Consider the following 11,557-nt stretch of genomic DNA (forward strand, 5'->3'; position numbering starts at 1 on the left):
CATCAATAGTGAGAATTCTGCCAGATGCAATTCTCACTATTGATGGATATTGCCGAAAATGTTTTCAAATTCTCACACCAAGATGGCTCCTGACACCCCTGCCCTTCCCTGCGGGTCGGAACGCCCTCTTCGATCCCCGTCGCAATCATCTTGGCGATGTCGCGCCGGCAGAGGGTGGTCCGTTCGCGGGCGAGTTTGACGGCGCGAGCTTCCGATTCGATCTCGGCGGCCAGGCCTTCGAACTGCTCAACTCGGGCGACGAGAGGCGAGAGGTCGAAGCCGAACGCGAACTGAAGCTCCCCTCCCCTGCCCTTCCGGGCGTAGCGTTTGCCGTTGGGACTGTCGCGACGGAGCACGAGCCCGGCCTCGACCAGCCCTGCCAAATGCCGGCGCAGCGTCGAGGCCGGCATCCCATGCGCCCGCAAGGAGAGTTGCTCATTCGAGGGGAAGACGATCAGGTCGTCGCCCGAAAGCATCGTCTCGGGATAGAAGCTCAGCAAGGCGTTGAGCACGCTGAGCGCCCGCTCGGACACGCCGAGTCTAGGCCTGGCGACACAGATGGTCCGGAAGACCGTCCACTTGTGGACGACTTTGTCCGGCGGCCTGGATGAGGCGACGAGCTGCGCTGCCACATCGGCAAGCGTCATCGGCCGCCGCCCGAAGGGGGTCGTTGGCTGGTGCACTTCCATGATCTTTGCCTCTCTCCGGGCAAAGAAAACCGCTCACCGAATCGGCGCTTGACTCTTGACTGTGATGCTTGGAAGTGCGATTCTCAGTTTGCTGAAGACATGAGAAGGCTTCCGGGGCGATGCCGTTTCGGGGGCCTTTTTCTTTGCCGCTTCTCCTCTGCTAGATTTGGTCCGAACGCTGTTTACGCTTAAACGCGCGCGCAGAAGCGCGCGTAGATCTCCGGCAGGCGTTCGACCAGATAGGTCGCAAACTCCGCCTGAGATTTCTTGTCTACGACGAGAGACAGACGATCGCCGTCATTCCTCACCAAGGCCACCCTCGTACCGTCGTCAGACTTGATAATCGTGGCTTTGTCCCTCTTGCCCGGTTCGGCCGTAGCCGACCGTAATACGGCGTTGAACCTCTCATCGGACGCCTTTTTCGGGAACAGGGGCACCGCGATTACGCGGCGCGCTTCTTCAACCGCGCGCGGACTGTCCAGAGCGACCGCTAGGTCCGACCAGCGATCCCGCCCGGTCTTGGGTGCCGGACCGATCGCCTGAATGATGTCTCGCGGAATACGCACCGCGGACGAAATCAGCCGCGACAGACCGGTCTTGTCGACGCACATGGCCGCCATGATCGTGTCACGACCGAAGCCCCGCGCCTCGAGTTGCGCGGCGAATATGGCCCGCTCAATGAAGGACAGATCTTTTCGTTCGTTGTTTTCCTGACCCTGAGCGACAACCAACTGATCGTCGGACAGCGGCTTCACAACGGCGCGGACCGGCCGCCCCAGTTCGACCGCCGCGCGGAGACGTCGCCGGCCATACGCGATCTGGTAGCGTCCGGTTTCGGTTGGGTGCGGCCGAACCAGTATCGGGACCTGTTGTCCATGTTCCCGCATCGAAGCGGTGAGCCTCGACTGGTCCTCGTCGGATCCGGCGAGCCGATCTTCGATGAATGATGCGTCTATGAGATCGGGCGGCAGATCCATGACCGAATGGGAACGTATTTGCTCGATCGACCGAGAGACCGCCCCGATCGCGCCACGCGCCGAACCCGAGGCCGGGAAAGGCTCGCCAAGGCGCATGGCCGGGGGCGCGGTCATCGAGTTGCCGGCCGGCAACTCAGCACCGGTCAGATTGGCGAGCAGGTTCTTTCGAGCCATCAGGCCCTCCCCCAGGAGGCGCGTATGAGCTGCTCAATCTCGCCGTTGACGTTGTCGAGCGCCTCGATCGCCCGATCGTAGGTCGTTCGCGTGAACTGATCGCGGGGCAACTCGTAAAGCGTCTGTTTGGTGATGCCAGCATCCGATATCGCCGTGCTCTTGAGCATCGGGAAATTCAGCACATGCTCATGAAACATCGAGCGCATGAACGAGACCATCTGGTTCTGCGGCCCATCGCCCGGCTCATAGCGGGTGACGAGATATCGCAGCCAGTCGTAGCCCATATTTCCACCAGCATTGGCGACGACGCTCAGGAGATCGGACGTCATGATCAGGAACTGGCACATCGACATGACGTCGAGCATCTGCGGGTGCACGGTAACCAGGACCGCGGTCGCCGAGCAAAGCGCGGACATCGTGAGGTACCCGAGTTGGGGTGGGCAATCGATAATGATGACATCGTAGCGCTCAGCAACCGACGCCAACGCCTCGTCGAGGCGTGCGAAAAAAAACGCGCCGGCTACTCCATTCGCAAGAGCTTTGGGAGTCTCGTGCTCAAACTCCATAAGCTCCAGATTGGCGGGCACGAGATCCAGATTGGCGAAGTAGGTGCGCCTTATGATGTCCTTTAGGTCGCGGCGCACGCCGGTGTATCGCATGGCGCCGTAAAGCGTCTCGTCTTCGCCGATGTCGAATTCCGGCTGGACGCCATGCAAGGCCGACAGGCTCGCCTGCGGATCGAGGTCGATCGCCAGGACGCGGTATCCCCTCAGCGCGAGGTACTGCGCGAGATGGGCGGCGGTCGTCGTCTTCCCGCTTCCGCCCTTGAAGTTGACTACCGATATGACCTGAAGCCGTTCGTTCGCGCTGCGATGCGGAACGTAGCGCCGATCGCCTTTGCCGCTCAAATCGAGGAATTCCCGGAGAGCCTGTATATCCTCGGCGGAGTAGGAGCGCCGGCCGCTGGGGCTTGTATCCACGACGGGCCCCTTGCCCTCCAGCGACAGCCGGCGGAGATAGCCGTCGTTGACTCCAACCAGCCTGGCTGCTTCGCTCGAACTGAACTTCCTGAGGGTCTTCTGCGCACCGGGTGGAAACAGCTGGAGACGATGGGCCTGCAGTTTCGCCGACAACTCACGAGCGTGCTGCCCCACGAGTTCATGGATCGTCCTGGGCGTGCTCTGCGCCACGTCAATGCTCAACTCGATCCCCGTATGCACGAAAGTTTCCGCCGAGAGCGGTTTTCTCCGTGCCTAGTTCAACCGATTCTCAGTGTTTGGCAAGAGAAAAGGGGTAAACGAAAGGTTAACGCATTGCCGCCAGAGTTGCCGGCCGGCAACTCGAGTCGTCCCATTCATTTGCGGATCGTGACGGTGAAGGTCCTAGTCTCGATATTCTCAAATCAAGCGCACTTGACACGCCGCGACCGCAGCTTCTCACCCTCTCCGGGACCGGAAGCGCTCCCGTCCGTGCGCCGAATGGATCTTGCCGTGCCCTTCCGACGCCCAACGGGACGCCGCGGGTCTCCTGCTTACGGCGTTGGGGCAATCCTTTCGAGCCGAAGGCTCGTCAACTCCTGGGCGGATATCAGGCGGTCGTAGTCATCCGCCAAGGCGCGCAGGGCACCGGCGCCGTCGCCCGTGAAACACGGACCGTGCATCAGCGCCAGAGCGCGCGGCGCAAGCCCGGAGAGACTTCGGATCGTCGAGCCTATGCCCGGGTTGAGGCAGGAATACTTGAACATGTCCTCCGCGGCGACCGCAGGCCCGACGATACCACCATCGATCGGCTCACGGTCGTTGCCGAGCTGGGTGAAAAGGTCGCTGCACATCAGTGTTCGCGTCGACTCTTCCTAAATTACGCCCGCATCCCAGCCGTGCGGGTGTGCGGCGTGTCGAGGTAGCGGACACGCTTGCCGGCGCCGAGCTCGATGATCTCGCCGTCCTTCAGCACGCGGGGCGTGCGATCCGCGTAATCGTTGAGCGAGACCATGCAGCAGGTGCGGACATGCGCGGGCGTCGCGCGTGGCGCGACCGCGAGCCATTCGTTCATCGCGCCGCATTCGTCTGCCTCGAAATGGCCGAATGCGATCCAACGCAGGCTTTCTGGAGTGATGATGCGGCTCAGTGCGTCGCGGGTGAGCGGAAACATTTTCCTTAGACCGGTGTGGAACATCAGCGGCCCATCGCCGAGGATGAGAAACTGATTGAAGGTGAAGCCCGCGGGCGGCGCGACGTCCGGCGCGTAAGTCGAGAGTCGGTAGATGCGGTCGGCGACTTCGCTGATCTTGGTTTCCATGAACTCCTCCATACGACACGGGGATCGTTGCAAACCGAATCGAAAAGTTGACCCACCATCTGCTGGCGATGACTCAACAATTGTCGCTTTTGCTTAGCGATTTCAATTTGAAACGCTTAGCTAAAAACCTGGCGTTCCATTTTGCCTAAGCGTTTCACACCCAATAGGGCAGGGGACCCGGCAATGGCGGCCGATTTCCTCGATCTTAGCCCCGCCGCCTTGGTGAGAGTCGCGGCGGGTTATTTCCGCCGACGCGTGGCCGAGGTGTTTCTTGACCTAGCGCTCGTCGATCTCGGCCGACGAGGCGGCGCGCAGCGAATGCCCGGAAAAGTTCTCCTCTCGGTCACGTTCGGACAGATCGCGGCGCACGCCCGCGACCGCCAGGCGCTTGACCAGGCGGGCGACGTGGCGGTTGTTGAAACTTTCGGCTCCGACCGCGCGCCCGACCACCGCCCCGGAACACCGGACCTCATACAATCCGCGCGAATTTCAACCAGGCCTCGAGCGCGGCGACCGGACAGGTGGCGTCCGTCGAGCCGCAGCCGATCTCGACCTCGCGCCAACCGGTTTTCCCGCACAAGATGAGGAGCACGCCCTTCTCGAAAAATTCCGGCCAGCCCGTCCCTTCGAGCGAGTCCTCGCGGCTCATGACCAGGCCGGCGATTTCCGATCGGGCAGGCCGCCGGCGAAGCCGCGGAGGAGGATCGCACGGTCGCGCAGGTTTCGGAGGTTCGACGTGGGCAGGAGGTCGAGCATCGCCAGGACATGATCCGGCAGGATGGCCTCCTTCTGGACAGGCGGCTGGCCATGAGTGGCTGCGCACGCCGGCGAGCACGGTCGCAACACCGGGGTTCTTTCGGTCGAAGGGCAGGGCCCTCTAGACGAAATTCCAGGCGAGCGCCGAGAGCCGGCGCTCGATCGTGGCGACGGTCCGGGCCTTGCGGACCGCGGCCCCGGAGGCCATCGCCGCGCAATAGAGGCCGACGCGTTCCGGGTCGGCGAGGGGCTTAAGGTCGAGGCCCTGGCGGGCCCGCCAGCGTAAATAGTCGCGCCAGTCGGCGGCGTAGGCCCGGTTGGTGTTCTTCGACGTCGCCGCGCAGGCGTACGCGCGGGCGGTCTCGATCAGCGGATCGAGCTTGGCGGCGAGGGAGCCTCCGCCCGGGCGTTCGCCTGGTGGCAGGGCAGGGGGTTGGTTTCCGCTCACTGGCGTGGGTCCGTCAGGGGCTTCAACGGATCGGCGCTCAAGCGGCCTGACCGCCAGCCGACCGAGCGGAGAGGTTTCCCGGAGGCCGCCTTCGCCAGCTTCCCGATCTCTGGCGGGCAAGGTTGCCGCGGGGCCGCGAACTTGAGCCGGCGACCCGACGCCGCAGGGCCTGGGAACGGGCGCGCCGGCGTCGCCGGGCGGCGTCTGCAGGGCGTTCCGGGGCGCGTTTTGGGGGTCAAATCGGGGCTCCGGGGCTCGAGAATCGGCGCCCACTTATATAAAGAGGATCATGTCCGATCATGCCCTATACGGGTCGCGATCGCTGATTTGACTACGGCATCCCTTGCAGTTTCTAGGTGCGGCTACGTTCCGCCCGCAATCCGGTTCGTTTACCACTTGCGGGAATACAGGGATTTCCGTATATTACGGAACTAGGAGTCGTGAGCCATGAGTTCGACCGTCACCGCCGCCGAGGTTTCGAAGAATTTTGGCGCCTATCAGGACGCCGCCGTGCGCGAGCCGGTGATCATCACAAAGAACGGCCGCCCGCGCACCGTTCTAATGGCCTACGAGGATTTCTTGCGGCTGTCGAAACGCGACCGCCGCGTTCAGCGTACCGCGGACCTGACCGACGAGGACATTGCGGCGGTCGAGGCGAGCGAGATGCCGGCGGGGTCCGAACATCTCGACGCCGAACTCGATGCGAAGCATGCTGCCGACTAAGATCCGGGTCGGCTGGATCTTTCGCTACGCCTATCTGTGGGACTGGCAGCATCGCGAGGGCAGGGACGAGGGCGATAAGGATCGCCCCTGCCTTGTGCTGGCGATCGTGACGACGACGGAGGATGGCGCGCCGGTCGTTCGGGTCCTGCCTATTACGCACGCGCCGCCTGCCGATCCCGCCGATGCGATCGAAATCCCCGCCATGACCAAGGCTCGTCTCGGCCTTGACGAGGCGCGCTCCTGGATCGTCCTGACCGAAAGCAACCGCTTCGTCTGGCCGGGGCCAGACCTGCGGGCCGTCGATAGCGAAACCGGCTACTACGGCCCGCTCCCACCAAATTTGTTCGCCGAGGTCAAACGCCGTTTCATCGCGATTGCGCGCGGCGAAGCTGGCGCGAGCATGCCACACCATAGCGTCCCGCGAACGGAGTGACGCGGCGCAGACCGCCTCGCGCATAGGCAGATAACAAGTCAGCGCCGCTTCACTCCGCCGGGTTGCCGATCGACGGCGCCAAACCCAGTTTCTCAGCTTGGTCCAGGAGGTTCTTGACCGATGACGCCGCCCACTGACGGCCGCCACGGGGGGTTCGCTCACGCATGGCCTCGAGTTGGGCTCCAATTGCCCGAAGCGACATTTCCGGATTTGCCATGGCGATCCCTGCGACCATCATCATAAGGCGATCCTCGGGCGGTCTGCGCGGGGTCCTTTCCAGCAGGTTGGCGTCCGCCAGCCGCTCTCGTACGGCGCTTCCAACGGCTCGCCGCAAGCGCTCGGTGGTCCATCGAGCCCCGCCGGACTGGTTCAGGACCTGGACCACGTCCTCCCACGGAGATTGGGGCCGCATGCGCCGGACCGTCGGCAGCCATCGGTCCATCGAGGCAATGACACCGCCGGTGAAGACGCGGTTTCGCGCCTGGGCCGCCTTGGCGATGGCGGCCGGATCCCGCGCCCTGAGACCGGGATTGCCGGAAAGCTTTCCTCTCGCCTGCGCAGCCTTGATGCCGGCCTTCGTGCGCTCGGAGATGAGCGCGCGTTCGAGCTGCGCGACCGCGCCGAGGACCTGGAGGGAAAACATGCCCTGGGGCGTTGAAGTGTCGATCGGGTCGCGCAGTGAACGAAAGTGAGCGCCGCCGTCCGCCAATCGCTCGATGACTTCGAGGAGGTGGCTGACCGATCGGGCGAGGCGGTCCAGGCGAACGACGACGAGGACATCGCCGGGCCGGATCTCGCGCATCAATCGGGCGAGCTCTGGCCGAGCCCGCGACGCGCCCGATCCGTGCTCCTGGTAGATCGCCGCGCAGCGAGCCGCGCGCAGCTCGTCGGTCTGGGCGTCCGTGGCTTGATCCTCGGTGGAGACCCGTGCGTAGCCCAAAAGACGACCTGTCGGGCCGGGATGGGAGCCGGGGAGGGGTCTGCGGGCCACGAATCGCTCCTTTTGGGGCGCTGCGGACCCGTTTGTACAATATCGGAAGTTGCTGGCAAATGAGCGTTTGCAGGCGTCTCTGAACGGCCGGTCCCAGCAGCGCCCTTTCGGCGCTCTGCGGGACCTCAGGCTCGACAGCCTTACGCCTGGCGGGCCTTTGAAGCCCTCGCAGCCCCGAAACCGTGCCGCTTGAAGCGCCCGAGAGGCGGCCGTTCTGACGGCTCTCGACCCCGCAGCCGAACGTTTTGTTCGCGTCGGCACAGCGGGGGTCCGTGACGGAAGTGAACTGGATATTGACTTCCTCAAGAAGCCATGACACGCACGTCATCAATCAGTTACGAAGTGCCAAAGTAACTTACGAATTGGCCTTTTTCCCATGGCCTTCGATTGTTGTCGGTTTTCACTTACCGATTTCAATTTGCAGTTCTTAACTGAAAGGACGTCCCCCGTTTTGCCTTTACGATTTCAATTTGGCCTGCCTAACGCTCTGAAAGGCATGTGGTTTGCGCCCAAGAGGCAGCGGGACGGACGAGCACCGCGCCAAGCCAGAGTTTCGGCGCCCGAACGGGGGCGCAAATCGCATGTCACCTGAAATGTCCGATCTTGCTGGAATCGCAGAGCGATTGCCCTGGCCCCGACTGGCGGCGCCTCTCGCCAAGGCCGAGGACGCGCTGGCGCGGCTCGACGAGAGGCTGCGCACAAGCCCGATCCGCGAAGGCTTTATCGCCCGCACCCACTTCCTGGACGCCTGCGCCTCCCTATGGCTCGAAGGCGAGCTCGTGCATCTTGAGGACCTCGTACTGCACGATGCCGAAAAGGATATTCGCACCCCCACCCATGAGCTGACGCGAGCGCATGCGGTGCTGCGCGCCCGCCGCCGCATAGCCAGCGCCGAGCTCGGCTGGGCCTTGTCGGCCTCGGGCCTGGGCGGCCTACGGGGGCGGGCAGGGGAGGGCGAGGACGCGGACCCGGCGAAGCCGCGCGCGATCACGGGAGACGCCAATGACGCGGATCTCGCGCCGGACGTCGTCGAGGATCGCCACGATCCGCTGCTCGCCGAGGCGCTGGCCGCCATCGACACCGCCATGGCGCGCGCCGATCGGGCCGTCGCCGGCGCCCAAGCGCGGCAGCGCGAGCGCGATCCGCTGGCCTATGATCTCGACTGGGACGAGGATGCGAGGCTTGAGGAGTGGCGCCAGGCGCTCGGCGGAACCCGCGACCTGCCTGCCACGCTCGCCGCGGCCATCGCGCTCGAGGCCTGGATCGCCATCGAACCGCTGCAGCACCAGCCCTGGCTCGGGCGGCTGCTCGTCGCTTCCCTGCTGCGACAACGCGGCAAGACCACCCATCTCGCCTGTCTAAATGTCGGCCTGCGTTTCGTGCCGCGCGAGCGCCGACGGGCCCTGGAGGCCACACCGCGGCTCGTCGCCACGCTCGAGGCCATCGCCGCGATGGCCGCGGCCGGCCTCAAGGACCATGATCGCTGGCTCGTGGCGCGCAGCCTGCTGGCCCGCAAGCTCGAGCGTCGCCGTTCCACATCGAGCCTGCCGGCCCTCGTGGACTATGTCATGAGCCGGCCGCTGGTCTCGGCCGGCATGATCGCCGCCGAGCTTGGCATCAGCGCTCGCGCCGCACAAAACCTCGTGGCCGAGCTAGGCCTGCGCGAAGCGACCGGACGTGGGCGCTATCGGGCGTGGGGAATCTTGTGAGCCGAGCGCGGCTCGCACACGCTATACAATAGAACCTCGCAAAATTGAAATCGTTAGCCCGAATCAGCGGTTCAGTAGCAGCCCAACCCCATGGAAACATGACAGATTCCACTGTTGAAATCGGAAAGCGAAACCGCCAACGGAGCTTCAGCGCCGTCAATCAAAAATTACATGCCTATATTCTCGCGAAAATCCGCCGCAAACCCCCACAAAACCTCAACTTCCAGCCTTACCCTCCACGGAAGTTCGGCTTTATCGGCCCCGCGCACGCGGACGCGATGAACGGAGGAAAAGACCGCGACCGCATTAATGGCGGCGGCCAAGAAGCTCGACGGCAGAACGCTTCGGCCTTCCTGAGCTTGACCGGGATCAATGCGGACGCGCCGCGACCTCGTACCCTGGAGCGCCGGATCGGGGGTGAAGGCTTGCCTTGCCAGCGGGGCGCGGGCCGAAGCGTCGCCTCACCCACGTTCTCGGCCCTACGCTTCCCTCATTCGCAGAAGGAGGGCCGAGGAATGATGCTGAACGAACCGCAGGGCAATCCGCGATCGGACAAGCTTCGGCCTGGGTTCACGCTGCCATCCGGTGACAGGCTGAAGCTGGCGTTCTCAGTCGGCCAAGCCTACGCGTGGATGCAGAAGCCGAGGCCCCACAGATCCGAGGAGCTGGAGCCGAAGCCAATCACGCGAGAGCAGTTGAAGGCGATGGTGGAGGCGCAGTTGCACAGGGACAGGGAGGAGGCGTGCAGGAGCCCAACCGGAGCCGGTCAAGAAAGTAGGCTTCAGGACAACCGTGAGATTGAGAACGCTCCGGGCCGTCCACCGACCGCCCCGAGCCGTCGCATAGCCTCGTTCGTTGAGCGCGCTGGCGATACCGTTGGCGTCAGGCCTTCTGCCTTCGCTGCGCCTCAAGGCCTATCTGAAAAGAAAAACGCTTAGCCGCGCCGGTAGGCTTGACCAAGATCATTGCCCGATCGCCAGAAAGGCGCATTGGTGACTCTCACCGAAGCAGAGAGGCTTGTCGATGTCGACGTCGAAAGGTGGGGCGTATGCGCCGGACCCGATCAACGAGCCGCCGAAGCCGGAGCAACCACACCCGTTCGACGAGCCCGAGCCGCAGCCGGGGGATCCGCTCAACGAGCCACAGCCGGAAGCTGGGTAAGAGGTCGGAACGTGTCAACGACAATGAGACGCCTGGTTCGATAATTTAGGCTTGGATTTCAGGCTTGATTTGGGGCGGATTGATCCAGACGGCGGTTGGCTTGTCGGGTGGCGAGGGGATGTTTTTCACGAACCGGTTCGGGTTGGCGAGGAAAGCGTTTTCGAGGGTCTGCTTTCGGGCCTCATAGATTTCGTCGGCTTGCCCGTAGTGGACTTGGTTTGGCGTCATCAGCCCGATGCCGAGATGGTGGTGTTCGGCGTTGTACCATTGGAAGAACCTGCGGCAGAAGGCTTTGGCGTCCTGGATAGAGCCGAAGCGTTCGGGGAACTGAGGCTGGTATTTGCAGGTCTTGAAGAGGCTTTCCGAGAATGGATTGTCATTGGATGTGTAGGGCCGGCTATGGGACTTGGTGACGCCGAGGTCGGCGAGCAACAGGGCGGTGGCCTTGGCTTTCATGGAGGGTCCGCGGTCGGCGTGCAGAGTGAGCTGGCCGGGCAAGACGCCGTGCTTTGCGGCGGCGTCCTCGAATAGCGGTTTGAACAAGGCGGCGCTTTCGGCGTCGGCGACGAGCCAGGCCACAACCCGTCGGCTGAAGATGTCGATGATCGCGTAGAGATAGAAGTAGGTCCATTTGGCCGGTCCCATCAGCTTGGTTATGTCCCATGACCAGACCTGGTTCGGGCTCTCGGCGATGAGTTCCGGCTTCTTGTAGACGGGGTGGCGCAGCTGTTGGCGACGCTCCTTCACCTCGCCGTTCTCGTGGAGGATGCGATACATGGTCCGGATCGAGCAATGATAGAGGCCTTGGTCAAGCAACTCGGCGTAGACTTCCGCCGGGGGTTGGTCGACAAACCGAGGTTCGCGCAACAGATCGAGGACGGCCTGACGCTCGGGAACGGCCAGCGCCCTGGCCGGACGAGGGCGCGGACGAAATGGCGCGGGAGGGCGCCGGGCTGTCGCGGCCCGGCGATGGAAGCTGGCGCGCGACAGGCACAGCGCCGCGCAGGCCGCGCCGATCAGTCCGCCGCCGGGCGGCAGGGCCGCTACGGCGTCCATCAGGACGCCTCGTCGCCGGGCATCGCCAGGCCCAGCAGCAAAGCCACTTTCCTAAGAAACGGCGAGATCGGCGACCGGCGCCACGGCGGCTTGCAAAACGAATCCGAAGGCCTTGGCGCGCCGTTGGAGGTTATCGATGACC

At 63.8% G+C, this 11,557-nt stretch carries 12 protein-coding genes and 2 pseudogenes; 4 read left to right on the forward strand and 10 right to left on the reverse strand.

Annotation, left to right across the window (positions count from 1 at the left end):
* Positions 1–95 precede the first annotated feature (95 nt).
* From repC to DFR50_RS33460, 8 genes and pseudogenes are all read right to left on the reverse strand, one after another.
* Positions 96–689, reverse strand: a pseudogene (repC, locus tag DFR50_RS16955) (plasmid replication protein RepC); the annotation flags it as partial.
* 188 nt (positions 690–877) lie between these two features.
* Positions 878–1,840, reverse strand: a complete 963-nt coding sequence (repB, locus tag DFR50_RS16960; RefSeq protein ID WP_113890471.1) for a plasmid partitioning protein RepB — start codon at positions 1,838–1,840, stop codon at positions 878–880.
* Positions 1,840–3,060, reverse strand: a complete 1,221-nt coding sequence (gene repA / locus DFR50_RS16965) for a plasmid partitioning protein RepA (RefSeq protein ID WP_425376078.1) — start codon at positions 3,058–3,060, stop codon at positions 1,840–1,842. The genes repB and repA overlap by 1 nt, the downstream gene beginning before the upstream one ends.
* Before the next feature lie 311 nt (positions 3,061–3,371).
* Positions 3,372–3,671 carry a hypothetical protein gene (locus DFR50_RS33000; RefSeq protein ID WP_245427868.1) on the reverse strand — a complete coding sequence of 100 codons (300 nt, stop codon included), beginning with the start codon at positions 3,669–3,671 and terminating at the stop codon, positions 3,372–3,374.
* 26 nt (positions 3,672–3,697) lie between these two features.
* Positions 3,698–4,138, reverse strand: a complete 441-nt coding sequence (locus DFR50_RS33005; protein WP_245427869.1) for an oxygen-binding di-iron domain-containing protein — start codon at positions 4,136–4,138, stop codon at positions 3,698–3,700.
* A 276-nt stretch (positions 4,139–4,414) separates the two neighbouring features.
* Positions 4,415–4,615, reverse strand: a complete 201-nt coding sequence (locus tag DFR50_RS33450) for a hypothetical protein (protein WP_210208941.1) — start codon at positions 4,613–4,615, stop codon at positions 4,415–4,417.
* A complete protein-coding gene (locus DFR50_RS33455) occupies positions 4,608–4,787 on the reverse strand; it encodes a site-specific integrase (RefSeq protein ID WP_113890472.1) in 180 nt (59 codons plus the stop codon). Before DFR50_RS33455 ends, DFR50_RS33450 begins: the two co-directional genes overlap by 8 nt.
* Before the next feature lie 228 nt (positions 4,788–5,015).
* On the reverse strand, positions 5,016–5,342 hold the full coding sequence (locus tag DFR50_RS33460) for a hypothetical protein (RefSeq protein ID WP_113890473.1): 327 nt from the start codon (positions 5,340–5,342) through the stop codon (positions 5,016–5,018).
* A 447-nt stretch (positions 5,343–5,789) separates the two neighbouring features.
* On the opposite strand from DFR50_RS33460, the gene DFR50_RS16990 reads away from it, so the two are divergent.
* The gene (locus tag DFR50_RS16990; RefSeq protein WP_113890474.1) at positions 5,790–6,065 is read left to right on the forward strand and encodes a type II toxin-antitoxin system Phd/YefM family antitoxin; all 276 of its coding nucleotides are present in this window, start codon (positions 5,790–5,792) and stop codon (positions 6,063–6,065) included.
* Positions 6,052–6,498: a plasmid maintenance toxin (PemK-like) gene (locus tag DFR50_RS16995; RefSeq protein WP_113890475.1), complete on the forward strand. Its 447-nt coding sequence runs from the start codon at positions 6,052–6,054 to the stop codon at positions 6,496–6,498. Before DFR50_RS16990 ends, DFR50_RS16995 begins: the two co-directional genes overlap by 14 nt.
* Before the next feature lie 49 nt (positions 6,499–6,547).
* Here DFR50_RS16995 and DFR50_RS17000 read toward each other — a convergent pair whose 3' ends face one another.
* Entirely contained in the window at positions 6,548–7,489 is a 942-nt protein-coding gene (locus tag DFR50_RS17000; protein WP_113890476.1) for a recombinase family protein, read from the reverse strand.
* 581 nt (positions 7,490–8,070) lie between these two features.
* On the opposite strand from DFR50_RS17000, the gene DFR50_RS17005 reads away from it, so the two are divergent.
* Together DFR50_RS17005 and DFR50_RS32140 are read left to right on the forward strand one after the other, a co-directional pair.
* A complete protein-coding gene (locus tag DFR50_RS17005) occupies positions 8,071–9,198 on the forward strand; it encodes an RHE_PE00001 family protein (RefSeq protein WP_245427870.1) in 1,128 nt (375 codons plus the stop codon).
* Between the two features lie 98 nt (positions 9,199–9,296).
* The gene (locus DFR50_RS32140; RefSeq protein ID WP_170153253.1) at positions 9,297–10,136 is read left to right on the forward strand and encodes a hypothetical protein; all 840 of its coding nucleotides are present in this window, start codon (positions 9,297–9,299) and stop codon (positions 10,134–10,136) included.
* 268 nt (positions 10,137–10,404) lie between these two features.
* Here DFR50_RS32140 and DFR50_RS17015 read toward each other — a convergent pair.
* Positions 10,405–11,433, reverse strand: a pseudogene (locus DFR50_RS17015) (IS3 family transposase); the annotation flags it as partial.
* Positions 11,434–11,557 lie beyond the last annotated feature (124 nt).

Origin of the sequence: Roseiarcus fermentans, from assembly GCF_003315135.1 — a bacterium.
Classification (GTDB): domain Bacteria; phylum Pseudomonadota; class Alphaproteobacteria; order Rhizobiales; family Beijerinckiaceae; genus Roseiarcus; species Roseiarcus fermentans.

Coding starts and splice junctions, on each gene's coding strand:
- DFR50_RS16995 (WP_113890475.1), top strand. CDS start 6,052: ATGCTGCCGACTAAGATCCGGGTCGGCTGGATCTTTCGCTACGCCTAT.
- DFR50_RS33005 (WP_245427869.1), bottom strand. CDS start 4,138: ATGGAAACCAAGATCAGCGAAGTCGCCGACCGCATCTACCGACTCTCG.
- DFR50_RS17005 (WP_245427870.1), top strand. CDS start 8,071: ATGTCACCTGAAATGTCCGATCTTGCTGGAATCGCAGAGCGATTGCCC.
- DFR50_RS33455 (WP_113890472.1), bottom strand. CDS start 4,787: ATGAGCCGCGAGGACTCGCTCGAAGGGACGGGCTGGCCGGAATTTTTC.
- DFR50_RS16990 (WP_113890474.1), top strand. CDS start 5,790: ATGAGTTCGACCGTCACCGCCGCCGAGGTTTCGAAGAATTTTGGCGCC.
- DFR50_RS33000 (WP_245427868.1), bottom strand. CDS start 3,671: ATGTGCAGCGACCTTTTCACCCAGCTCGGCAACGACCGTGAGCCGATC.
- repB (WP_113890471.1), bottom strand. CDS start 1,840: ATGGCTCGAAAGAACCTGCTCGCCAATCTGACCGGTGCTGAGTTGCCG.
- DFR50_RS32140 (WP_170153253.1), top strand. CDS start 9,297: ATGACAGATTCCACTGTTGAAATCGGAAAGCGAAACCGCCAACGGAGC.